The sequence below is a fragment of the Actinoallomurus rhizosphaericola genome (assembly GCF_024055675.1).
GTDB lineage: Bacteria > Actinomycetota > Actinomycetes > Streptosporangiales > Streptosporangiaceae > Actinoallomurus > Actinoallomurus soli.
In genome coordinates this window covers 101,347-123,826 of sequence record NZ_JAMXMW010000022.1, presented here as the reverse complement: position 1 = coordinate 123,826, position 22,480 = coordinate 101,347, and the positions used below count along the sequence as shown (strand labels likewise).

24 protein-coding genes and 1 tRNA gene are annotated in these 22,480 nt (G+C 71.2%); 15 read left to right on the top strand and 10 right to left on the bottom strand.

The annotated features are described in order from the left end of the window. Positions 1-14: 14 nt before the first annotated feature. The 4 genes from NE234_RS36715 (at position 15) to NE234_RS36700 (ending at position 3,489) form a co-directional block, all read left to right on the top strand. Entirely contained in the window at positions 15-1,127 is a 1,113-nt protein-coding gene (locus tag NE234_RS36715; RefSeq protein WP_252785559.1) for a PucR family transcriptional regulator, read from the top strand. A gap of 250 nt (positions 1,128-1,377) precedes the next feature. Next, positions 1,378-2,145, top strand: a complete 768-nt coding sequence (locus NE234_RS36710) for a bestrophin-like domain (RefSeq protein WP_252785558.1) — start codon at positions 1,378-1,380, stop codon at positions 2,143-2,145. A gap of 385 nt (positions 2,146-2,530) precedes the next feature. Then, the gene (locus NE234_RS36705; protein ID WP_252785557.1) at positions 2,531-2,674 is read left to right on the top strand and encodes a hypothetical protein; all 144 of its coding nucleotides are present in this window, start codon (positions 2,531-2,533) and stop codon (positions 2,672-2,674) included. Between the two features lie 155 nt (positions 2,675-2,829). Further along, positions 2,830-3,489: a hypothetical protein gene (locus NE234_RS36700; protein WP_252785556.1), complete on the top strand. Its 660-nt coding sequence runs from the start codon at positions 2,830-2,832 to the stop codon at positions 3,487-3,489. 148 nt (positions 3,490-3,637) lie between these two features. On the opposite strand, the gene NE234_RS36695 is transcribed toward NE234_RS36700, so the two are convergent. Together NE234_RS36695 and NE234_RS36690 are read right to left on the bottom strand one after the other, a co-directional pair. Further along, positions 3,638-5,296, bottom strand: coding sequence for a catalase (locus NE234_RS36695; RefSeq protein ID WP_252785555.1), 1,659 nt, complete (start codon positions 5,294-5,296; stop codon positions 3,638-3,640). Between the two features lie 177 nt (positions 5,297-5,473). Beyond that, positions 5,474-6,151, bottom strand: coding sequence for a TetR/AcrR family transcriptional regulator (locus NE234_RS36690; protein ID WP_252785554.1), 678 nt, complete (start codon positions 6,149-6,151; stop codon positions 5,474-5,476). A gap of 88 nt (positions 6,152-6,239) precedes the next feature. Here NE234_RS36690 and NE234_RS36685 point away from each other — a divergent pair, with 88 nt between their 5' ends. Next, positions 6,240-6,824: a TIGR03086 family metal-binding protein gene (locus tag NE234_RS36685; protein WP_252785553.1), complete on the top strand. Its 585-nt coding sequence runs from the start codon at positions 6,240-6,242 to the stop codon at positions 6,822-6,824. A gap of 227 nt (positions 6,825-7,051) precedes the next feature. Here NE234_RS36685 and NE234_RS36680 read toward each other — a convergent pair whose 3' ends face one another. Both NE234_RS36680 and NE234_RS45630 read right to left on the bottom strand, forming a co-directional pair. Next, on the bottom strand, positions 7,052-7,705 hold the full coding sequence (locus NE234_RS36680; protein ID WP_252785552.1) for a response regulator transcription factor: 654 nt from the start codon (positions 7,703-7,705) through the stop codon (positions 7,052-7,054). Beyond that, positions 7,693-8,823: a sensor histidine kinase gene (locus NE234_RS45630; RefSeq protein ID WP_252785551.1), complete on the bottom strand. Its 1,131-nt coding sequence runs from the start codon at positions 8,821-8,823 to the stop codon at positions 7,693-7,695. Before NE234_RS45630 ends, NE234_RS36680 begins: the two co-directional genes overlap by 13 nt. A gap of 131 nt (positions 8,824-8,954) precedes the next feature. On the opposite strand from NE234_RS45630, the gene NE234_RS36670 reads away from it, so the two are divergent. From NE234_RS36670 to NE234_RS36645, 5 genes are all read left to right on the top strand, one after another. Then, positions 8,955-9,332 (top strand): DUF6069 family protein, encoded by a 378-nt coding sequence (locus NE234_RS36670; protein ID WP_252785550.1) that lies wholly within the window; start codon positions 8,955-8,957, stop codon positions 9,330-9,332. Further along, positions 9,329-10,441 carry an alpha/beta hydrolase gene (locus NE234_RS36665; protein ID WP_252785549.1) on the top strand — a complete coding sequence of 371 codons (1,113 nt, stop codon included), beginning with the start codon at positions 9,329-9,331 and terminating at the stop codon, positions 10,439-10,441. Before NE234_RS36670 ends, NE234_RS36665 begins: the two co-directional genes overlap by 4 nt. Positions 10,442-10,930: 489 nt before the next feature. Beyond that, a complete protein-coding gene (locus NE234_RS36655; RefSeq protein ID WP_252785548.1) occupies positions 10,931-11,242 on the top strand; it encodes a hypothetical protein in 312 nt (103 codons plus the stop codon). Between the two features lie 123 nt (positions 11,243-11,365). Further along, positions 11,366-11,566, top strand: coding sequence for a hypothetical protein (locus NE234_RS36650; RefSeq protein ID WP_252785547.1), 201 nt, complete (start codon positions 11,366-11,368; stop codon positions 11,564-11,566). A 50-nt stretch (positions 11,567-11,616) separates the two neighbouring features. Continuing rightward, positions 11,617-11,772: a zinc-binding dehydrogenase gene (locus NE234_RS36645; protein ID WP_252785546.1), complete on the top strand. Its 156-nt coding sequence runs from the start codon at positions 11,617-11,619 to the stop codon at positions 11,770-11,772. Between the two features lie 117 nt (positions 11,773-11,889). Here the strand turns inward: NE234_RS36645 and NE234_RS36640 are convergent, their stop codons facing one another. After that, positions 11,890-12,015 (bottom strand): DUF397 domain-containing protein, encoded by a 126-nt coding sequence (locus NE234_RS36640; protein WP_252785545.1) that lies wholly within the window; start codon positions 12,013-12,015, stop codon positions 11,890-11,892. A gap of 32 nt (positions 12,016-12,047) precedes the next feature. After that, the gene (locus tag NE234_RS36635) at positions 12,048-12,905 is read right to left on the bottom strand and encodes a helix-turn-helix domain-containing protein (protein WP_252785544.1); all 858 of its coding nucleotides are present in this window, start codon (positions 12,903-12,905) and stop codon (positions 12,048-12,050) included. 312 nt (positions 12,906-13,217) lie between these two features. On the opposite strand from NE234_RS36635, the gene NE234_RS36630 reads away from it, so the two are divergent. From NE234_RS36630 to NE234_RS36620, 3 genes are all read left to right on the top strand, one after another. Next, positions 13,218-13,661 carry an ATP-binding protein gene (locus NE234_RS36630; RefSeq protein ID WP_252785543.1) on the top strand — a complete coding sequence of 148 codons (444 nt, stop codon included), beginning with the start codon at positions 13,218-13,220 and terminating at the stop codon, positions 13,659-13,661. Then, entirely contained in the window at positions 13,658-13,831 is a 174-nt protein-coding gene (locus NE234_RS36625) for a hypothetical protein (protein ID WP_252785542.1), read from the top strand. The genes NE234_RS36630 and NE234_RS36625 overlap by 4 nt, the downstream gene beginning before the upstream one ends. A 340-nt stretch (positions 13,832-14,171) precedes the next feature. Further along, positions 14,172-14,609: a thioesterase family protein gene (locus tag NE234_RS36620; RefSeq protein WP_252785541.1), complete on the top strand. Its 438-nt coding sequence runs from the start codon at positions 14,172-14,174 to the stop codon at positions 14,607-14,609. 660 nt (positions 14,610-15,269) lie between these two features. Here the strand turns inward: NE234_RS36620 and NE234_RS36615 are convergent. The 3 genes from NE234_RS36615 to NE234_RS36605 are packed head-to-tail and all read right to left on the bottom strand — an operon-like array spanning position 15,270 to position 17,242. Continuing rightward, the gene (locus NE234_RS36615) at positions 15,270-16,145 is read right to left on the bottom strand and encodes a hypothetical protein (RefSeq protein ID WP_252785540.1); all 876 of its coding nucleotides are present in this window, start codon (positions 16,143-16,145) and stop codon (positions 15,270-15,272) included. Between the two features lie 13 nt (positions 16,146-16,158). Then, the gene (locus tag NE234_RS36610) at positions 16,159-16,731 is read right to left on the bottom strand and encodes an isochorismatase family protein (protein WP_252785539.1); all 573 of its coding nucleotides are present in this window, start codon (positions 16,729-16,731) and stop codon (positions 16,159-16,161) included. A 58-nt stretch (positions 16,732-16,789) separates the two neighbouring features. After that, a complete protein-coding gene (locus NE234_RS36605; RefSeq protein WP_252785538.1) occupies positions 16,790-17,242 on the bottom strand; it encodes a MarR family winged helix-turn-helix transcriptional regulator in 453 nt (150 codons plus the stop codon). Positions 17,243-17,330: 88 nt separating this feature from the next. Here NE234_RS36605 and NE234_RS36600 point away from each other — a divergent pair, with 88 nt between their 5' ends. Continuing rightward, complete coding sequence (locus NE234_RS36600; protein ID WP_252785537.1) at positions 17,331-18,863, top strand: FUSC family protein; 1,533 nt, start codon at positions 17,331-17,333, stop codon at positions 18,861-18,863. 393 nt (positions 18,864-19,256) lie between these two features. Here the strand turns inward: NE234_RS36600 and NE234_RS36595 are convergent. Further along, positions 19,257-19,333: transfer RNA gene (locus NE234_RS36595), tRNA-Arg, on the bottom strand. 199 nt (positions 19,334-19,532) lie between these two features. On the opposite strand from NE234_RS36595, the gene NE234_RS36590 reads away from it, so the two are divergent. Beyond that, positions 19,533-22,442 (top strand): glycoside hydrolase family 35 protein, encoded by a 2,910-nt coding sequence (locus NE234_RS36590; protein WP_252785536.1) that lies wholly within the window; start codon positions 19,533-19,535, stop codon positions 22,440-22,442. Positions 22,443-22,480: the final 38 nt, after the last annotated feature.

Sequence of the window (22,480 nt, the reverse complement as noted above, 5' to 3'; positions counted from 1 at the left end):
CTCTCGTCGGGTCGGTGGCGGACGAGGTCATCGCCGAGATCGGAACCCGCGTTCCCGAGTTCGACCGGCCGGAGGACCCCGTCTTCCAGCAGCAGCAACGGCTGGCGGTCGAGGGCGCGCTGCGCCAGTTCGTGGACCTGCTGGAGAACCCGCGCGCCCCCTGGGAGAGCATCGCCTCGGTGTACCGGACGATCGGGGCCTGGGAGGCCGGCCAGGGCCGGAGCCTCGACGGGCTGCAGCGATCCCTGAGAGTGGGCGCCCGGCTGGCCTGGCGCCGCATCGCCGACCACTGCGATTCTCCCGACGTGCTCGGCCCGCTGGCCGAGGCCATCTTCGTCTTCCTCGACGAGATCGCCGCGGCCGCCTCCCAGGGGTACCTCAAGGCGATCGGCCGGGCCGCCGGCGAGGTCGAACGCCGCAGGCGCAGGCTGCTGGGCCTGCTCCTGTCCGACCCGCCGGCCTCGCCGGAGGAGGTCGCGGAGCTCGCCAGGATCGCCGGCTGGGCCCTGCCCCGTACGGTCGCGGGCGTCGCGCTCCACGAGCGCAAACAGGATCAGTTCACCCCGCTGACGCTCCCGCCGGACGTCCTCGTCGACACCGACTGCCCGCAGCCGTACCTGCTGCTGCCCGACCCCGACGGCCCGGGACGCTCCCGGATCCTCGAGGCCATCGACGTCGACTGGATCACCGCCGTGGGCCCGACCGTCCCGCTCCGCGCCGCCGCGAACTCGCTCCGGTGGGCCAGGGAGGCCCTCGCCCTCGCCCGTCGCGGCATCATCCCCCAGGACGGCCTGATCCGCTGCGGCGACCATGAGGCGACACTCGTCATCTTCCGTGACGAGGACTTCATCCGGAACGTCGCCGCCGGCCGGCTCGCGCCTCTGGAGTCCCTCCGTCCCGGGCAGCGGGAACGCCTGGCCGAGACGCTCCTCGCCTGCCTGCAACGCGGGTTCAACGCCAACGAGGCCGCCGAGCGCCTCCACATCCATCCGCAGACCGTGCGGTACCGACTCCGCCAACTCGAGGAGCTGTTCGGGGAGCGCCTGTACGACACCGATCGGCAGCTCGCCCTGGAGATGGCGCTGCACGCCTGGCTGGCGCTCAACCGCGCCGACGACGGCGCCTGACCGCGTACGAGAGCGCCTGACCGCGGACAGAAGCGAGCCGCGTACGAAGGCCGCCGACCGCGTACGAGAGCGCTCGACCGCGCACCTTCGCAAATCCGCACAATCCGGTGGAAGTCACTCTCCGTTTCTGGCCGCCTCCGGACAGGAGGCGTTGTGGCTACTGAAGAGATACGTAGTGTGATAGTCATGTGACGGTGCGCTACAGGTCGGCGTACGCACGTCTCGTCAACGGCAAGCCATGGAGACGGTCATGCTCGTGTTCACCCTCGCTGTAGCCGCGGCCGTCGGAGCCGTGTTCGCGGCCGCCTTCCTGTTCCGGAAGGCGCGCCACGGCGCCGACGACCGGGGTCCGGGCAGCACGACCGCGGGTCACGCGGGCTCGATGCTGTCCTCCCTCTTCCTGCTCGTCTTCGCCATCGCGATCGTCGTCCCATGGACCACGGCCGACTCCGCCCGGCAGAACACCCAGACGGAGAGCCAGGCGATCGTCGACGCCTACTGGGCCGCCGCGGCGCTGCCGTCGCCGGCCGGCGCCCAGATCCAGGCCTCACTGCGCGACTACGTGCGCTTCGTCGTCGACAACGAGTGGCAGGTCATGCAGAAGGGCCGGCTCAGCCAGGAGGGCTGGGCGCGCCTCGACACGCTGCGCGCCCAGGTCACCGGCCTCCAGGTCTCGGGCAACAACGCGGAGACCGCCCGCAGCACGCTCCTCGACCGGATCCGGGACATGTCCGCCGCCCGCGGCCAGCGCGCCGTCGACGCCAAGGCCAGCCCCCCGGCCGGCCTGCTGGCCCTCACGGTCGTCACGGGCGTCCTTGCCGCCGCGTTCCCGTTCCTCGCCGGGGCCCGGCCCCGAGGGACGGCCCTGATCCCGGCGGCCGCGATGGCCGCGATGCTCGCCGTCGGGATCTATCTCGCGTTCGACATCTCGCACGTCTTCAACGGCGCGCTCCGCGTCAAGCCCGACGCCTTCACGTCGGCGCAGCAGGAGTTCCCCCGCATTCCCGAGAGCCGGTGACCCATGCGCGCACGCGGCATCAGCGTCCTGGCCACGGGCTCCCTCATCGGCCTCATGGCGACTCCCGCCCTGGCCGACGACGGGGCCCGGTCCACCAGGACGCGCACCACCGGCCCGATGCGCCGAGTCTCCCCGGCCGAGCCCTCGGACGGCGCTCTCTCCAAGGCTTCGATCGCCGGGGGCCTGCTCGGAGGCCTGCTCTCCGGCGGTTCGGCCTCCCAGGGCTCTTCTCCCGACGGCCCGGCCTCCCAGCGGCCGCCCTCCGGCGGCCCGGCTTCTCGGAGGTCATCCTCCGGCGGCCCGTCCGCCACCGACCCCGCACGCCCGTCGGGCTCGTCGCCGCGAGCCGCCGTCCGGCCTGGCAGTGACGATCCGGCCGACCCGCGTGGACCGCGCCACCACCACCGGCACGATCCGGCAGAGGCTCACGACGCCGATCGCGACCCCGGCCGACCCGGTTACCCTGGACGACCGGCCGATCAGCGGCTCACCGCAACGAGCACCGACCCCGCGGGTCGGCTTCCCGTGACCGGCGGCCCGGGGCGGCTTCCCGCGACCGACGGTTCCGGGCCGTTGTCCGTGACCGGTGCGTCCGGGCGGGTTCCGGCGACCGGTGGATCCGGGTGGGTTCCGGTGACCGGTGGTTCCGGGCTACTCGGGACCGGCGAATCAGGGTCGGTGCCGGTGACCGGCAAGTCGCGGCCGCTTCTCGCCACGGGCGGTTCCGGGCTGCTGCCCGAGAGCGGTGGTTCCGGGCTGCTCCCCGTGACCGTCCGCGACCCCGGCCCCCTCACCGTCGCTGTGGGCGGGCTCCGGCCGATCTCCGTGGCCGCGGGCACTCCCCGGCCGGTCTCTCTCGCGGTGGGCGGGCCGCATCCGCTGCTCGCCGTGACCCTCTCGGTCTGCCTCGACCTCGACCTGCTGCACGCCCTGGACCTCCGCCTCGCCATCGGAGCCTGTGAGCACCCCGCGCCTCCGGCGCCTCCGCCTCCGGCACCACCGGCGCCACCGACTCCGCCGACCTCTCCGCCCGCTCGTCCGCCGTCCAGGGCGCCTCGACCCACGCCGCCGCCGCACACCGCTCCGCCCGCGGCGCCCGTCGCACCGGCCGTTCCGGTGCGACCCGTCGCCGCCCGGCCGGCCGCCCCGCGTCCGGTGGCCCCGCCACCGCGAGCGACTCCGAGCCGCCCGCCAGTGTCGTCGTCCGCCCCGGCGCCGGAGCCCGAGAAGCCCACGGCCGTGCACCTGCCACACCGGAAGAGGCCGCTGGCCACCCTCACGGTCATCGTCGTCCTGGCGGTCATGGTCGCCGTCGGCGCGGGCCTCGCGTTCGTGACCGTGTGACGGCTCTGCGCAGGTCGTTCGTCGCGTCGTTCATGACCGTGTGACGGCTCCGCGCGCGTCGTCGACAGGGTCGCGGAACCGGCCGCGCCGGCGACGAGTCCGCGCTGGGCGCCAGGGGGGCGGCACAACCGTCGGCCCCCTGGCGCGGTCAGTTCACCTTGGCGGCGCGTTCGTCCGGGATGCAGTGCGTCATCTTCAGGCCGTTGACCTCTCGCGGGCCGTTGTGGCCGAGCTTCTCGAGCCGGGCCCGGTCCTCCTCGGTGAGGTCCTGGCTCGCCAGCGGCTCGAGGTGGGCGACGTCGTCAGGGCCGATGCCCAGGCCCTCGCCCACCCGCAGGCCCAGGTCGTCCTCGGCGAGCAGGAAGTGCCAGACCATGCGCTCCTGGATGGGGCGCTCGCACTGCGACAGCATCGTGACCAGGTTGTGCACGAGATCGTCGCGCTCCCAGTCGTGCATGAGCAGGTAGCGCTGGCCCGCCTGCGCATAGTCGTTGGTCCGGGGAATCCGCTTGCGGGTGACCCGGCCGGTGATCGTCGGTCCCTGCTCGTCGTGGGTCGCGTACTGCGCCTCGCGCAGCCCGCCCCTGATCGACGGCTCGTAGTTGACGTGCGGATTCTCGCCGCCTTGGTCGACGTAGTAGGTCATCAGGCCGTCGCGCTGGTTGGTGTGGACCCGGCCGTGCTTCGGCTGGTTGACCGGAAGCTGCAGATAGTTGGGGCCCACCCGATAGCGCTGCGTGTCGCTGTAGGAGAACGTGCGCCCGACCAGCATCTTGTCGTCGCTGAAGTCCAGCCCGTCGACGAGGACTCCGGTGCCGAAGGCGATCTGCTCGTTCTCGGCGAAGTTGTTGCCGACGCACTCGTCGAGCACCATGCGGCCGACCGGACGCGCGGGGAACCGCTCCTCCGGCCAGACCTTGGTGTCGTCGAGCGGGTCGAAATCCAGTTCTGGATGCTCGTCGTCGCTCATCGTCTGCACGAGGAGCTCCCACTCCGGGTACTCGCCGCGCTCGATGGCGTCCCGCAGATCCTTGGTCGCGTGTCCGAGTTCCTGCGCCTGCACGGCGGCGGCGTCGGCGGCGGTCATGCTGCGCACGCCCTGCTTGGGCATCCAGTGGTACTTCACCAGGCAGGTCTCGCCTTGCTCGTTGACCCACTTGTACGTGTTCACGCCGAACCCCTGCATATGCCGGTAGTCGGCGGGGATTCCGCGTGGGCTGAACAGGTTCACCAGCATGTGGACGCTCTCCGGCGTCTGCGACATGAAGTCGAAGATCCGGTTGGGCTCCTGCCGGAACGTCACCGGATCCGGCTTCAGTGAGTGGATCACGTCGGGGAACTTGATGGCATCTCGGATGAAGAACACCGCCAGGTTGTTGCCGACCAGGTCCCAGTTGCCGTCCTCGGTGTAGAACTTCACCGCGAACCCGCGGGGGTCGCGCGCGGACTCGGAGGAGTCCCGTCCGCCGATCACGGTCGAGAACCGCACCGCCACCGGAGTGCGCTTTCCGGCCTCCTGGAAGAGCTTGGCGCGGGTGAAGGCGCTGATCGGCTCATCGCCGAACCGGCCGTACGCCTCGAAATAGCCGAACGCCGTGGTCCCACGCGCGTGTACGACGCGTTCGGGAATGCGCTCGCGGTCGAAGTGGCTGATCTTCTCCAGAAACTGGTAGTTCTCCAACGTCGCCGGGCCGCGGGCGCCGATCGTCCGCTGGTTCTGGTTGTCGTAGACCGGGTGGCCCTGCCGGTTGGTCAGCACCTCGCGGTCGTCCCCCGGCTGGGGGCCCACGCTGGATACGTCCGTCATCGTGACGGCCTCCTCGGTTCATTGTCTCCGTTCCTCGCCCCCTACCCGCTGTCACCGGTTCAAGCGTTCCCGCACCACCGTTTTTGGCCGATTCCACCCCCTCTGATCAGCGAAGATGTCCCGGTTCGCCCTTGAACGGCCTGCCCCCCGTCGATCGCCCTGCTGGTTGACGAAGAGTCACCGGCGAGGTCGCTTCCGGAGGGAAGGGGAGGAGCCCGTGTGCCGCCACCGCGCTCCGACCTCCTCGTCGCTCGGGGGAGGCCCGGGCAGCGGCCTCGTGGGCGTGTCGGCGCGCAGCGCGTCCAGCAGCGGCGTCAGGTAGCGGCGGCGCAGCGCGGCGGTGCGATCGGCGTCGCCGAGCCGGATCGCGGTGATCTGATCGAAGATCATGGGGAGGTCGTTGGCGTCCACGTCCGCCCGTACGGCGCCGGAGGTCTTCGCGCGGTCGAGGATCAGTGCGGCGAGGGTGGACGCCTGCACGGCGAGGCTCCGCAGCTCCGGGGTAGGGGCGAACGTGCCGGCCAGGTGCACGGTCAGGGAGTGCACGTCCGAGTCGATGACCTCGCGTACGAAGGTCTCGAACGCCTCCCACGGATCGTCATGGCGGGCCGGCGCCGACTCCGCGATCGCGATGAACCGGTGCAAGCCGTCCTCGCAGAGCGTCCGCAGGAGCTCCTCCTTGCCGGAATAGCGCCGGTAGAGGGCGCCGACGCCCACGCCCGCCTCCTCGGCGACGGCCGAGATCGGCGCCTCGGGGTCGCGGATGAACACCGTTCGCGCCGCGTCGAGGATCGTCCGGTCGTTGCGCGCGGCCTCGGCCTCGCGTCCTCGCGGGGCGCGCTTCTTGGTCTCCATGCTCCGATTCTATCTTGAACGGAAGGATCCGTTCCGTTAGAGTTTGAACGGAACGATCCGTTCCGAAAACCTACCCTCGGAGGTTCACATGACCGCCACGTCCTGGTCGCTCCTCGAGCAGGCTCACAGCGCGCTCCGCGCGTCCGTCGCCGAGGTCGCCGACGCGGACTGGCCGGCGAAGACGCCCTGCGAGCGGTGGAACGTCGCGCAGGTCCTGCGGCACGCCGCCGGTGACCAGCGCGCGTACGCTGCCGCGCTCACCGGTGAGGGCGGCCCCGAGGAGAACCCGTTCGACCCCGCGGCGGAGGCTCCCGGCGACCCGAAGGACCTCCTCGAGAGCGCCCTGGACGTCTCGGCGCGGGCCTTCGCCGCCGTGACGCCGGACGCGCAGGCCGTCCCGACGCCCCTTCCGCAGGGGGCGCTGCGGGCCGAGCTCGCCGTCGGCGCCGCCGCGCTCGACGCGGCCGTCCACGCCTGGGACATCGCGATGGCCGGCGGCCGTCCCTCACCGCTCCACGCCGACCTGTCCGAGCGCCTGCTGCCGGTGGCCGAGGCGATCGCGGAGCCGCTGCGCGGTTTCGCCTTCGCGCCCGCCCTCGACCCGCGACCGGGCGACGACGCCACCGCCGCACTGCTGCGCCACCTGGGCCGTGACCCGGAGTGGACCCGCTGACCCGACCCGCTGCGGCAGCGCCGCGTGCCCCAGTCCGCGACCCGACACGGATCCGCTGATCCGACCTGCTGCGGCAGTGCTGCGTGCCCCAGTCCGCGACCCGGAGTGGACCCGGGTGATCCGACCCGGCGCGGTCGCCGCCGCGAAGACCCGGCGGCGCGAGGGCCGCCGAGCTCCGGTGGCGGCGCTCGCCCGCGGCACCCGTGCGCCGGGACGGAGCGGATGTGTCAGGCGAGGCCGGCGTCGTGGGCGAGGAGCGCGATCTGGGTGCGGTTGTCCAGGCCGAGCTTGGTGAGGATGCTGGAGACGTGGGCCTTGACCGTCGTGATGCCCATGGCCAGCTCCGCGGCGATGTCCGCGTTCGTCCGGCCCCGTCCGATCGCGACGGCCACCTCGTGCTCGCGCGGGGTGAGGGCGGCCAGTGCGGCGCGGGCCCGCTCGTACGCTCCGGCCTGGACGATGGTGCGCTCCATGAGCCGCCGGGTGATGCGCGGGGACAGGATCGGGTCTCCTGCCGCGACCCGGGTGACCGCCTCCACGATCTGCGGGGGCGAGGTGTCCTTGAGCAGGAACCCGCTGGCGCCCGCGCGCAGCGCGTGCAGGATGTTCTCGTCGGTGTCGAAGGTGGTCAGCACGATCACTTCCGGGGGACGGGCGCGGGACCGCAGCCGTCGGGTGGCGACGATGCCGTCCACACGCGGCATCCGCAGGTCCATGAGGACCACGTCGGGGGCGTGGGCGTCGGTGGCGGTGACGGCCTCCTGGCCGTCGGCGGCCTCGCCGACCACCGTGATCCCGGCGGCTCCGTCGAGCATCATCGCGAGCCCGGCGCGGACCATGGCGTCATCGTCGACCAGCAGCACGCGGATCACGCGGGCCATGGTAGCCAGGCGTGGAGCCGGAACTCCCGGTCGACGATCCGATGATCCAGCCGCCCGCCGGCCAGCCGTACCCGCTCGGTCAACCCGACCAGGCCGAGACCGCTGCCCGGCGCGGCCGGGTCCGAGCCGACCTCCGGCAGCGGGTTGCGGAGCTCGATCAGCAGCCGGGCGCCGGGGCCACCGCCGAACGACACGTCGACCGGCAGGCCGGGCGCGTGCTTGCGGGCGTTCGTCAGCCCCTCCTGCGCGACGCGGTAGGCGGTACGGGCGGCGGCCGCCGGGAGGCCGGTGACGTCGGGAACCTCCTCGCGCAGCCGTACCGGCTGCCCCGCCTCGCGGGCCTCGGCGACCAGGCGGGGCAGGTCGGCCAAGGTGGGCTGGATCTCCAGGTCGTCGTGCGCGTCGTCGTCCTCGCGCAGCAGGGTGATCACCTGGCGTAGCTCCTCCAGCGCCTGGTGTACCCCGGTACGCACCACCCCGGCGGCCCGGGCGAGCTGCTCGGGGGAGGAGTCCGGGCGGTACTCCAGCGCCCCGGCGTAGGTGGCGACCAGCGAAAGCCGGTGAGCCAGCACGTCGTGCATCTCCCGGGCGAGCGTGCGCCGTTCGGTCATGCGGGCCTCGGCGACCAGCCTGCCCTGCTCGGCCTCGGCACGCTCGGCGCGCTCGCACAGCGAGACGAGCAGCGCGCGGCGGGCGCGGGCCAGCGCGCCCCAGCCGAGCAGCGCGCCGTACGCGACGCAGACCAGCAGCAGCCACCAGCCGAGGGAGATCCCGGAGTCGGGCCGCCAGAACCCGCGGAGCACGTGGGCCGCGATGCCCGCCGCCGCCACGGCCACCGCGACGGGGAACCGCCTGCGCTGCGCGACCTGCAGCGCCCCCATCGTCGCCGCCGGCGTGGCGACCGGGCAGGCAACGGCGAGGAGGGTCGCGGCGAGCGCTCCGGGGACCGGCCACCACACCTGGGCGGTCGCGGCGGCCAGGCTCGCCACCGCCGCCGCGACGTCCAGCCACAGCGGGAACCCGCCCGTCCGTCCCCACAGCGACACGGCGGTCAGCACGCCCACCACGAGGACCACGCTCGTCACGGCGACCGCACGGGGAGATCGGCTAAGACTCACCGGCTCACGCTAGCCTCCGGCGCGGCGGGGCCGTCACCTACCAAAGTCGGAGGCGGATCCCACCGGGGCAGGACGAGGCGCGACCGCGCGCCCGATGCGGCCGACCGGCCGGGCGGGCGAGGCTGACCGGCGTGAACACCTCCCTCAGAAGGCTCCTCCTCACCGTGGCCGGCGCACCCGCCGCCGCCCTGGCCGTATGGGCCGTGGCGGTGCCCCTCGCCGGCGCGACGCTGACCGTGCGGACGGGCGGCGGCACGCGTACGGTCGGCCCGGCGTCGGTCGTGGCGGCGAGCCTGCTGGCCGGGCTCGCGGCCTGGGCGCTCCTGGCCGTCCTGGAACGCTCGGCCGCCCGGCCCGGCCGCATCTGGACGATCACCGCCCTGGCCGCGCTCGCGCTGTCCCTCACCGGCCCGCTCGGCAGCGCCACGGGGGTCGCCGCGGCGCTGGTCCTCACCGTGCTGCACCTGGTCACCGGCGCCGTGCTCGTCCTCGGGCTGGTGCGCCGGTGAACGCGCCGTACGGGTACCTGACCACCGTGAGCCTGCTCGCGGTGTGGACCATGGTCTCGCTGGTCGCGCCGCGCCGGCCCCGGCCGGCGGCCATGCTGGCCTTCTACCTCACCGTGGTCCTGGGCGAACTGCCGTTCATGGGGTTCGCCTGGCTCCTGGCCTCCACCGTCCTGGCCCTCGTCCAGGGCGACCTCACCTCGCCCTTCGTCGCGGGAGCGGCGGCGGTGCCCGCGGCGGGCCTGTGCCTGGTGGCCTGGCGCGGCCGCCGGGCGCTGCCCGCCGTACAACAGGCGATGGGAGCGGTGCCCGTCTCCCGCCGTCTGCCGTACGCGCGCATCCTGCTCAGCCCCTTCCTCCGCCGGCGCCACGCCGTCGAACGGATTCCCGGCCTGGCGTACGGCCCGGCCGGCCGGCGCAACCTCCTGGACGTCTACCGCCACCGTTCCCGGCCCACCGGAGCCCCGGTCCTGATCCACTTCCACGGCGGCGCGTATCGGGGAGGCCGGAAGAACAGCCAGTCCCTGCCCCTCCTGTACCGCCTGGCCGACCAGGGCTGGGTGTGCGTCAGCGCGAACTACCGCCTGCGCCCGGACGCGACCTTCCACGACCACCTGGTGGACGCCAAGCGGGTGATCGCCTGGGTACGGGAGCACGGCCCCGCGTACGGCGCCGATCCCGACCGGATCATCCTGGCGGGCAGCTCGGCCGGCGCCCACCTGTCGGCCCTGGCCGCGCTGACCCCGGACGACCCGGCGTTCCAGCCCGGTTTCGAGGGCGTCGACACCTCCGTCACGGCGGTGATCGGCCTCGGCGGCTACTACGGCCGCTACCACGACACGGATCCGCGGACCTCGCCGCTCGCCCACGTACGCCCGGACGCGCCGCCGTTCCTCCTGGCCCACGGGGACCACGACACCCTCGTTCCGGCCGAGGACGCCCGGGAGTTCGCCGACCGCCTGCGCGAAGTGTCGGACCAGCCGGTCGTCTACGCCGAGCTCCCCGGCGGACAGCACGGCTTCGACCTGTTCGACTCCCTGCGCTTCCACGCCGTCATCAACGCCATCGAGGCCTTCACCGCGCGGATCCTGTCCCCGGCCTTCCGTCCGTGAGGCGCCGGCCGACCCGGCCCTGCACCCACGCGCCGCCGCCACCGGCGCCCGACACGGCCTGAACCCTGAACCGCCGGCGGAGGCGGCACGCCCAGGGGCCGCCCACGGGGTGGTGAGACACCGTGATCTACTCCGACCGTAGTGATCCCCCTTGCCCGCTGGAGGTCCCCATGAGCCGAGTTGTCGTCTATGAGACGTTCATGGAGGCCCCGAGGTCCTGGAGGTGCGAGACGTTCCAGAGCCGCACGCCGGGCCGGGCGAGGTGCGCGTCCGCGTGACGGCCGCCAGCCTGAACCCGATGGACTGGAAGGTCTCCTCGAGCCCCGAGACGGCGGCGAGATTCGGCATCACCGTGCCGTCCGGTTTCGGGTGTGACTTCGGCCGAGACCGCGCTCGCGCTCGGCGTACCGCCTGAGCGGATCTCCACGATCGCGTATGCGCAGTCCTGGCAGTGGACTGATACCTCCCGTTCCGTCCCGGAGGCGCTGCGTGTCCTGCGCGCCGGCGGCGCGCTCGCGATTCTGGTGGAACGCCACCGCTTTCGACGTGCCGTGGATCCGTGCCCAGCACGAGCGCATCGCGCACCACCTGCCCGGGATCTACGACCCCACCGATCCGGGGAAGCTGCTGTTCGCGTTCTTCGCGGCGATGGCGGAGACCGAGCCCGGTCCGAACGTCGCCGGCGGCGTGCGCGCGACCGGGGCCTTCTCAGCCCGGCCGGCCGACCTGGAGCGGATCACCGATGAAGGCTCCGGCTGCGGCACCCGACATGCTGTTCCACACGCCGGACGGCATCGGTGACGAGGTGGCGAGCACGCTCCCGGTGGCGGGCCTGACCGCCGCCGCCGCTCTGGAGGCGATCGGCCTGCGGTCCGGCGACACCGTCCTGGTCGGTGGTGCCGCGGGCGGGGTGGGGGGGTCGCCGTGCAGCTCGCGAGGCTCGCCGACGCCAGGGTCATCGGTACCGCCTCGGAGGGCACGTTCGCGTTCCCGCGGCAGCTGGGTGCCGAGCCCGTGGCGTACGGCCCGGGGCTCGGGGACCGCGTACGGGCGCTGGCTCCCGACGGCGTGACCGCCGCGACGGACCTGTTCGGCACCGAGACGCCGGCGTCGTCGACGAGGTAGGAGCCGGCGTCGACGGGTTCGCCGTCGGTGATCGCGTCTACGGAGGCGCGATGGCGAGGGCCGTCGCCGACCACCTGGTGAACGCGATCCGTGCCGGCGAGCTCACCGTGCCGATCGCCGCGACCTTCCCGATCGAGCGGATCCGCGATGCCGTGGCGCTGCAAGCCGGACGCCACGTCCACGGCAAGGTCCTGATCACGCTGTGACCCGTCTCCGCTGAGCGATTGTGCCCCGCCCTGCCCGTCCGCCGGGATCGAGTGCGTGTAACGGGAAGGAGCCTTGACCACGCTCTGCGGTGGTCAAGGCTCCTCGCTGATGAGGAATTACTGGTTTTCGGCGCCCTTGTCGAGCGAAGCCACTTCAACACACGCGCCTTCGCCGCCGTTGCTGTACGTGCTTTTGCGCCAGGTTGCGTGGGAGGAGTCCATGTCGGGCGTGGTTGCTGCCATCCCGCGCCTCCTTTGAGTCGTTCGGTCGGGCTTCAGGCTATCTCGTCCGCGATTCGAGAGATCAGGTGATTTGATTGGGACGTGCCGAGGGCTTCGGCCCGCAGGTGGTCGAAGATCGTGGCGTACTGGCTGATCTCTTCGTCTCGCTCCAGGAACAGGGCACCGGTGAGGTGTTCGACGTAGACGACGGTCGGGTCGCGCGGGTCGGGGAAGTCGAGGATGCGGAAGCCGGTCACCGGGTTGACGTGGGCGGCTGCGGTGAACGGCAGGACCTGCAGCTTGATGTTGGGGCGGTTGGCCTGGTCGGCCAGGTGACGGAGCTGGGCGGCCATGATCGCCGGTGTGCCCACCGCGATCCGTAGCGCGGTCTCGCTGAGGACGAACCAGAGCTGTGGTGGGTTCGGCTGGGTGAGGATCCCTTGGCGCTCGATGCGTAGATCCACCTGCCGGTCGAGGTCTTCGGACCCGTCGCGGTTAGGTGCGGCCTGCAGGACGGCGCGGGCGTAGTCCGGCGTCTGGAGCAGGCCGGGAATGTAGAGCGGCTGGAAGTCGCGGAAGGTGGTGGCTTCGGCTTCGAAGCCCACGTACGCCTCGAACCAGTTCGGCATGGTCAGGCCGTAGGTGTGCCACCAGCCTTTCTTGCGGGCGTCGCGGGCCAGCTTCACCATGGCCGCGGCCTCTTCGCCTTCGATGCCGTAGACGTCCAGGAGCTCGCGGACGTCACCGGGCCCGGCGCTGATGCGGCCGGTCTCGATGCGGCTGATACGAGTGCCGGAGCAGTCGAGCCGTTCGCCGACCTGTTCACAGGTGAGGCCGGCCTGCTCGCGAAGACGGCGTAGCTCAATGCCGAGACGCTTGCGCTTGACAGTCGAATGGGGAATTCCGGCCACGCCTTTCCTCTCTTTCGGGGTCGAGACCTAACCGCAGACATTTCGGCCGAATGGGGACAAGACCACAAGATCATCGGAATGATACGCTGACGTATGTTGCGATCATTAATACTCGTCTGCATTCTGGTCTCGATCGGTTACGCATGATACGCAAACGTATCCTGCAACGACATTCGATGTAGTCACAATGCGTAAGTGAGCCAGGTGACTGGCAGAGACGGGGGTCTCCATGCCGAACCAACCCCGAGCGGGGCGCCCTTATCTCCTTCGAGTACGCGACGGGCTGTCCCGCATCAGGGTGGGGGTCTTGTCGTGACTCCGCACCAGGCGTGCTTCCCCATCCGTCAGCACGAGGCCGTGACCTTGGCGGCCGTCCCCAACGCGGTCTCACTCGCCCGGCGCCTGGTCGCAGAGGTGACCCGCCACTGGTGCCTCCCGGACGAGCTCATCGAGGGTACGGTCCTCATCACGAGCGAACTCGTCACCAACGCCATCAAGGCCACCGATGTCTTCCACCAGGCAACCGGCGTAAGCGAGATCGGCCGCGTCAAGCTACGACTGCGGCTCAACCGGCCCAGCCTGTTCACCGAGGTCTGGGACATCAACCCGGTCCTGCCGACCAAACGCCGAGCCGACGCTCTCGACACCAACGGCCGAGGTCTGGGCATCATCGAGTGCCTGTGCGTCAACTGGTCGGCGGCCCACTGCCGCCAGGGCGGCAAGCTCGTTCGGGCCGAGCAAAGGCTCGCGCTATGAGTGACGGCGTCAAGGCGTTCATCGCCCTCGCCATCGTGTTCGCCCTGTGGGGACTCACCATCTACATCTTCGGCCCGTGTAGCCGGTGCCAGGGCAGCGGCCTCATCGCCAGCCTCGGCCGCCCCTGCCCAAAGTGCCGAGGCACCGGACGCAAGCGCTGCGGCCGGTAGCCCGTCCGACCTCATGGCCGTGCTCGCCGACCACTTCTGTTACCCCGTTCGCAAGCTCCGGGACGGCGGTGACTGCGTTGTCCCGCAGTCGATCCGGCTGCCGTCTCGGCGAGGGGAGGCACTTGTGATCAGGGACACGGAAATGCTTCGCCCAGGAGACGCTCCCCGAAAACGCCGGCGGCCTTAGTCGTAGACGCGTTGATGCAACGGCTGGGACCATCGTCTGGGCGTTGGTCTCTGCCAGATTCAACTGTTGAGAGGCAGCTATACCGCCATTACCACGCTTCCTGATCTGTCGCCGCTCTGGAGCGCCGACCCGCCGTCCGCACGGAGGATCATCATGCACGCTTCACTTCAGCCAGGTCTGACCGCACGGCTGGACTACCTGGTGCCGGCCGAACGCACCGTCCCGCACCTGCTGCCCGAATCCGAGCACTTCGCCGCCCTGCCCCCGGTTCTGGCCACCGGGTACCTGGTTCTGGCCACCGGGTACCTGGTCGGCATCGTGGAGTGGACCTGTATGCGCGCCCTGGACGGGCATCTGGAAGACGGTGAGCAGACCCTGGGCGTGCACGTCGACCTCAGTCATCAGGCACCCACGCCCCCCGGCAGCACCCTGACCGTCCACGCCGAGCTCACCGCCGTCGACGGCGGACGGCTCACCTTCTCCGTCCGGGCCCATGACGAAGCCGCCACCGTCTGCCAGGGGACCCATCACCGCGCCATCATCGATGCCGAACGCTTCCACGCACGAGTCCGGCGCCGTCTGCCGCAGTAGATCCGATGTGCCGCTTCCAGAGGCCGGACCGCAGTTGCGTCTGATTCGATGTGTCCGTGTACGAGACGGTGGAGTGGATCGAAGGGCCTGTAGCTCGCGGCGGTGTCGTCGAGCGATCGTTTCGACTCGGCCGGGCGTTAGACGCGGTTCCGGGCGTACTGTGGCTGCCGTCTTCTCCCGGCTCCACGCCTCCCCTGGTGCTGCTTGGACACGGAGGCGGCGGGCACAAGCGAAGCGAGCGGATCCTCGACCGGGCCCGGTGATTCGCATCCCACGCCGGCATCGCGGCGCTGGCGATCGACGGGCCGTATCACGGAGACCGAGTCCCCGCCCCGATGCCCGCTGTGGAGTATCAGGGCCGGATCGCCGGCAGAGGGGCTCGAGGTCGTCCTCGATCGAATGACGGACGAATGGCGGGCAACCATGGACGCCCTCGGGGCTCTGGGCCTCGTGGACACCTCCCGCCTCGGATATCTGGCAATGTTTCATCTCGCACCACCTGACCGCCCGCGACTGAACGTCGCCCGAAGCGTTCGCGCGTTGTGCTGTTTGACTGCCGCGATCGGCGGTCCCGGGAAACGGTTCGGTGGCTTGCCGCGCAGGAGCACCCCGAGAAGGCCGAAAGGGGTGCTCTCATCGCTGCCGTCTTTCGTGGGGTGGTCAGTTCAGTCGGGGCATGTCGAGGACGATGAGTTCGACGCCGTCGGTGCCGTGGACGGTGTCGGTCTCGCCTCGGGCGCTGTAAAGGCAGGTGATGGCGGGGTGCGGGCGGCCGTCGATGTGCAGGCCGTCGCGGGTGGTCCAGGCGACCTGGGCGCGGTCGGCGGTGAAGGTCCAGGCGGCGTCGCCGGTGAGACGAACGGTTGAGATGCGCAGGTCGGCGTAGGGGCCGGGGTGGTCGTGGAAGCTGCCGAGTGGCTTGACCTCGACGCCCGGTCCTGCCGTGTAGTAGGTGAACGCGGCCGGGTGGATGAGGATCGGGGCTTCATAGCCAGCGGCCGGCACGGTGAAGTCTCCGTCGCTGCGGGCGTCGTAGATGGCCTGGACCGCGTCCCGGCGTCGGGTTTCTCCGGTGGCCGGATCGGTGTCGAGGTATTCCCCGCCGGTGAAGGTGCCGGATTCGCGGAGCTTGCGGAGTTCCTGCTCGGCGTCGTCCTCGCCCGCCCGGCCGTGGCGGTGCAGGAACTCGTCGCCGAACCCGTACTGCAGGAGCAGGGCGATTCCCTGGTCCTTGCGCTGCGGTCCGTAGTAGGCGCCACGCGGGAAGTAGGCGAGGTCGCCCTCCGGTATGTCCTGGCCCGGGGCGTAGTTGACCGAGCCCGACTCGGTCCAGCGCACTTGCTGGAAGGCGTGGTGGTGGCGGGGGCTCTCGAAGGCCAGCTCGCCATCCTGGTACTGACTACGGATGAGCCGAAAGCTCAGGGCGTCGTCCGCGGTCTCGGCCAGCAGGCTCTGGCGCAGGATCGAGCCGGGACGGGCCGCCTTGGCCGGATCCTGGGCGCGGATGGGGACGTCCGCAGCGATGACGGTTTTCATGGTGCCTCCGTGGTCAGGCGTTCGCGCGGGTGCGGAGCGCGGTGAGGATGTCGGCCGTGGTGGCGGTTTCGCCGAGGCGGGGGAAGATCCGCTCGACGCTGTTGCGGTGCGCCTCGGGGTTCAGGTCGGCCACGGCGTCTGTGGCGAGCACGACGTGATAGCCGTGTTCATGGGCGGAGCGGGCGGTGGACTCCACGCCGATGCTGGTGGCGACGCCGGTGATCACGGTCTGGGTGACGCCGCGGTCTTGCAGCTGCTGTTGGAGGCCGGTTCCGATGAAGGCACCCCAGCGTTGCTTGGCGATGCGGATGTCGGTCGGCTGCGCGTCGAGTTCGGGGGCGGGTTCGGCCCAGTCGGCCGGGCGCGGCGGCCGGTTCGCGGCGGTGGTGCCCTGGTGGGCGTCGGTGCGTCCAGGGGCGCTGCCGTCGACGGTGACCAGAACGACCGGCAGACCGCACCGGCGGAACTCGGTCGCGAGGGCGACGGAGTTGTCCAGGGCGTCCTTGATTTCGGGACGTGCGGTCACGCCTTTCTGGAGGTCGACCACGATCAGGGCGCAGGCCGGGTCGAGGGTGCTCAGGGGCATGGGATGGTTCTCCTCGTGTGTCCGATGAGGCAAGGGCGGCAGTGCGATTCGCGGGCCGTCAAGGTGTGTCCGGGGGTGCGGGCGGCTGGTAGCCGGCGAGGCGTTCCAGCAGCTCGCCTGCGGCGCTGAGTTGCTGCTGTTCGTCCTCGTCGAGTAGCGCGTGGATGGCCTGGCCGAGCCAGGAGTCACGCTCGCGCCGACTGCGGGCGACCGTCTCCCGGCCGCCGCTGGTCAAAACGATGCGCACCTTGCGGCCGTCCAGCGGGTCCCGGGCGCGGCTGATCAGGTGCGCCGCTTCCAGCTCGCGTAGAGCCGCGGACACGTTCGGACCCGTCATCGTCAGCCGTTCGGCCAGCTGCCTCGGCTGGGCTTCCTCCGGTGCCCGCGCGACCGCGCCGAGGACACGGGCGGCCGTGAGCGACAGCCCAGTGACGGGCAGCGCCTCTTGGCGTAGTCGGCGCTGGAGCAGCTTGATCCGAGTGCGCAGACGCTCGATCTCATCTTCCCGCATGATTGATATGCTACATAATTATGTCACATAATCAAGTAAGCGGAGGCGTCATGGGCTCCAGGGCGCGAACCGGGCCGGGGAGGCCCCGATGAAGACGACCGACGCGGTGCGCGGAATCGTGCGCACCTACCTCTCCCGGGAGCCGGGCACCACTTACGACTGGCACATCGGCACCGCGGCCGCGATCGTGGTGGGCCTGCCCGCCTGCCTTGGCGTCGTGCTCGACCGGCAGGCCGACGGCATTCTGACCGCGATGGCCGGCTGGCTGGTGATGCGCTCCATCCCGCGGGGTGACACCCGCGACCGCGTCCTCTCCCTTGTGCGGCGCAGTCTTCTGATGGCCGTCGGCGTCGTGCTTGGGATGCTCACCGGCGGCTGGGCCGCACTGCCCGCCGTGGCGCTGGCCGCCTTCGGCGCGCCGTTGCGCGCCCTGGGGCCCTTCCCTGCCCTGTGCGTAGTGGTCGGGGCGCAGTGGTCGGTACGCAGCGTGTGGCTGGACACCGCGCTTTTCCTGGCCGGGGGGCTGTTCGCGACCGCGCTGCTGCTCATCCCGTACTTCGGCGGCAGGCATGACCCGCCGCGCCCGCGCCCGCTGCGGACCCCTGGCGCCGTGGGCGTCCGGACCGCGCTCGTCTCCCTGCGGGCCGCCGCACGCGAGGGCGGCCCCCGCTTCCGGCACGCGGTCCGGCTCGGCCTGAGCGTCACCGCCGCCTACATTCTGGTCACGGCCACGGGACTGCCCGGCGGCCAACTGGTGATCATCGGTATCGTTACCACGCTGCGCCCCAGCTGGGGCCAGACCACCAACCGCATCGTCAAACGCGTCGGCGGCACCGTCCTGGGCTCCCTGCTCGCCGCCGCGCTCCTGGCCTTCGCCGCGGGGCTGTCCCCCTACGTCCTGATGGCCGTGGTCGCCCTCCTCAGCGGACTCGGCCAGCCCCTGCGCCGCATCAACTACGGCTTCTGGCCCGTCTTCTCCGCCCCCGTGGCCCTGCTGCTGACCGACACAGGCGGCACCATCGGATGGCGCGATGCCCTCGAACGCAGCACCTACAACGCCGCCGGCGCACTCCTGGCCGCACTCGCCACCCTGCTCATCTGGCCCGCACACGAACAGCAGCGCATCCCGGACCACCTCGCGGCCGTCCTCCAGGCGCACGCGCGCCTGCTCGACCGCGCCACCCACCTCCTGGCCCTGCCCGCCCCGCCCGAGGAACGCCTGCACACCCGCGCCACCGCGGATGACACGTCCCGCGAGCTCGACCAGGCCCGCAAACGCCTCTCACTCCAGCCCCGCCCACCCCGCGACCTTCTGGAGAAGCTCCAGCAGGTCGCGGAAGACGCCGGCGAACTGCGCTCCGCCGCCCGCACGGCAGTCAAGCGGCCGACGCTTGCCCCGCCGGCGACCCGGGACACCCTCACCCTGCTCGCTGAGCACCTGCGCCACACCGCCGAAAACCTCGAAACCCACCTTCCCGGCGACCTCCCGGCTGCCTCCCGGTCTTACCCCCCGCATGAGCGCATCGCCCAGGCCGCCGCGAAACTCCTCGACGACGCCTCCGCAGTAGCCCGCCTCGCCTTGCGGAAGCGGGCCCCTCAACCTGAAACCACGGGACGCTGACCGGCCCCATACTCCTCAACGTCTCCCCAGCATCTACTGGGCGGGGAAGCTGGTCCCCGGTTCCGGCAGCGAGGTCAAGGAGGACGACTTCGGCCCTGCTCGCGCCTACTTACGACAGGCAGCGGCCGACGCGGTCGAGGCACACGTCCACATCTCGGCCCAGGAGGTTCTCCACTCGGGTACGTGTCACCAGGGGAAAGGGCTCACTGTAGATCGGCGTGTGGTGACGGTCTGGGGCGCCGTCCCGGACAACGGCAACCTTGCATGGACGGGAGCAGGCGGTAGGCACCCGCCGAGGGAAGCCGAGCAGCAGGCTGACGCAGCCGGACGTGCGATCACGGGTGGTCCGCCGAGTACCTGCAGGTCAGCGGCCTGTTCGGGCGGGTCAGAGGGTGGCGCGCCCAGAGGGATTCGAACCCCCGACCGTCGGATTAGAAGTCCGATGCTCTATCCAGCTGAGCTATGGGCGCTCAATCGATCGGCTCTGAGTGTACGGACTTCGCGGCGCTCGTGCGTCACCGGTGAGCACAGGTATGATCAAACGCCTGGTCTCCGGGGTGGCCTGATGCGGCCGACATCTACCGGGCCGTCATTGACACGGACGTTCCACCGCTGTTGACTCCGCGTGTCTTGGAACTCCCTGCCTGCCCCTGAGCGAAAGGTGCCGTCGTGCGCTCACTCTCCCGTGCCCGCCGTCGGCTGCTCCTCTTCGTCGCCGTCGTCCTCGCCGTCGTGGGCGGCGGCGCGGTCACGCTGGCGGCCCGGAACGGGCCGGACACCCCGCAGCCGGCGCACAAGGCGCACACGGTGGCGTACGACCACTACTCGCTGAAGCTCGACGGCGACCGGGTCTACCTGTGGTCGGCGGAGTTCCACTACTGGCGGCTGCCGAGCCCCGACCTGTGGCTGGACGTGCTCCAGAAGTTCAAGGCCGCGGGGTACAACGCGACGTCCATCTACTTCGACTGGGCCTATCACTCCCCGAAGCAGGGTGTCTACGACTTCACCGGCGTACGCGACATCGACCGGCTCCTCGACATCGCGCAGCAGGTGGGCATCTACGTCATCGCGCGCCCGGGGCCGTACATCAACGCCGAGACCGACAGCGGCGGCTTCCCGGGCTGGCTGACGACGCAGAAGGGCCGGGCGCGGTCGAGCGCCCCCGACTACACCGCCGCGTACCAGGAGTGGCTGCGCCACGTCGACCCGATCATCGCCCGGCACCAGGTCACCGACGGTACGGGGCCGGTGATCCTGTACCAGATCGAGAACGAGTACGGCACCCACACCGACAAGGCGTACATGAAGGACCTCAAGAAGCAGGTCCGCGCCGACGGGATCGACGTGCCGTTCACGCACAACCACTGCTGCGGCGCCTCGAAGTGGGCGACCGGCGGCGGGTCGGTCGACCTGCCGGGTCAGGACAGCTACCCGCAGAAGTTCAACTGCTCGACCCCGGACCGGTGGAACGGGCTGAGCACCCTGCCGCGCTTCCGGGACGACGCGCCGATCTTCACTCCGGAGTTCCAGGGCGGGGCGTACGACCCGTGGGGCGGTTCCGGGTACGACAAGTGCCGGAAGCTGACCGGTCCCGACTTCGAGAAGGTCTTCTACGAGAACAACATCGCGACCGGCGTCACGATGCAGAACTTCTACATGACGTACGGCGGGACCTCGTGGGGCTGGCTCGCCGATCCGAGCCACGTCTACACGTCCTACGACTACGGGTCGGCCATCAAGGAGGACCGGGAGCTGACGCCGAAGTACGACGAGGCGAAGCGGCTCGGGTACCTCACGCAGGCGGTGGCGCCGCTGACCAAGACGAAGTCGGTCTCGGCGGACGGGCCGACCAACACCGACGTGCGCCTCACCGCGCGGGCGAACCCGGACGACGGCACGCACTTCTACGTGCTGCGGCATCGGGACGCGACGTCCACCACGACCGAGACCACGCACCTGCCGATCGACCTGAACGCCGGGGGGCAGGGCGGCACGAAGCCCTCCTACCCGTCCGTCCCGCAGGAGCCGGGCACGAGCATCAAGCTCGCGGGCCGGGACTCGAAACTGCTCGTCGCCGGGTACCGGCTCGGCTCACAGGATCTGCGGTACTCCACCTCGGAGATCATGACGCACGGTCGCATCGGTGATCGGGACGTCGCGCTGTTGTACGGGCGCCGGGGCGAGGACGGCGAGACCGTGCTGCACTACGACGCCGAACCCTCGGTCACCGTGCTGTCCGGGAAGGTACGCCACGTCTGGAACGCCGGCCGCGGGGACCTGCGCCTGAACTACACGCACCAGGGACTGGCGCGCGTGCTCGTCACGCCGCGCGGCGGCGTGCCCGTCCTGCTGCTCCTGGCGACGGACCAGGAGGCGGCGCGCTTCTGGCGGCAGGACACCGCCGCCGGGCCCGTCCTCGTCCGGGGGCCCGAGCTCGTACGGTCGGCGGCGGTCCAGGGCTCGGGGCTGGCGCTCACCGGCGACACGTCCGCGCCGACCGACCTGGAGGTCTTCGCCGCGCCGTCCGTACGGACGGTCACGTGGAACGGCGCGCCCGTACGGACGGCCGGGAACGACACCCTCACCGGCCGGCTCGCCGGGCCCCGGCCCGTCACCCTTCCGGCGCTGACCGGCTGGAAGGTGCGCGCGGAGTCGCCCGAGGCGCGGCCGGGCTTCGACGACCACGCCTGGACCGTCGCGGACCACAAGACGACGAACAACCCGACACCGCCCGCCACGTCGCCGGTGCTGTACGCCGACGACTACGGGTTCCATCACGGCGACGTCTGGTACCGCGCGCACTTCACGGCGAAGGGCCGGGAGACCGGGATCACCCTGACCGCCGGGACCGGCAAGGCCGGCGTCTACTCGGCGTGGCTGAACGGCCGGTTCCTCGGCAGCGGCGGGGACGGCCGGCACACGTTCGCCTTCCCCGCGGGCGCGGTCGCGAAGGGCCGGGACAACGTGCTGTCGGTGCTCGTGGAGGACATGGGGCACAACGAGGACTTCGACTCCACCGACACCCACAAGGAGCCCCGCGGCCTGACGAGCGCGAAGCTCCGCGGATCGGCTGCCCCGCTCACCTGGCGCGTTCAGGGCAGTGCGGGCGGGGAGACCCTCCCCGATCCCGCGCGGGGTCCGTTCAACACCGGCGGCCTGTTCGGTGAGCGGAGCGGCTGGTACCTGCCCGGCGGTACGGGCGCCGGCTGGACGGCCACGACCCTGCCGCGCCGCGACAAGAGGCCCGGGATCTCCTGGTACAAGACGACGTTCGACCTGAGCCTGCCGAAGGGCCAGGACGTGCCGCTCGGCGTGACGTTCACCGACGACAAGTCCCGGCACTACCGCGCGCTGCTGTTCGTGAACGGCTGGCAGCTCGGCCGGTACGTCAACGACGTCGGCCCGCAGCGCAGCTTCCCGATTCCGCCGGGGATCCTGCGCACCGACGGCCGGAACACCCTCGCGATCGCGGTCTGGAACGAGGACGGCAGAACCGGCGGCCTCGGCCAGGTCGGCCTGCGGCAGTACGCCGACCTGGCCACGAGCCTGCGGGTCTCGGACGTCACCACCCCACGCTGACCCCGGTCGCCGGACGTCACCGCGCCGGCCCGCCGGGC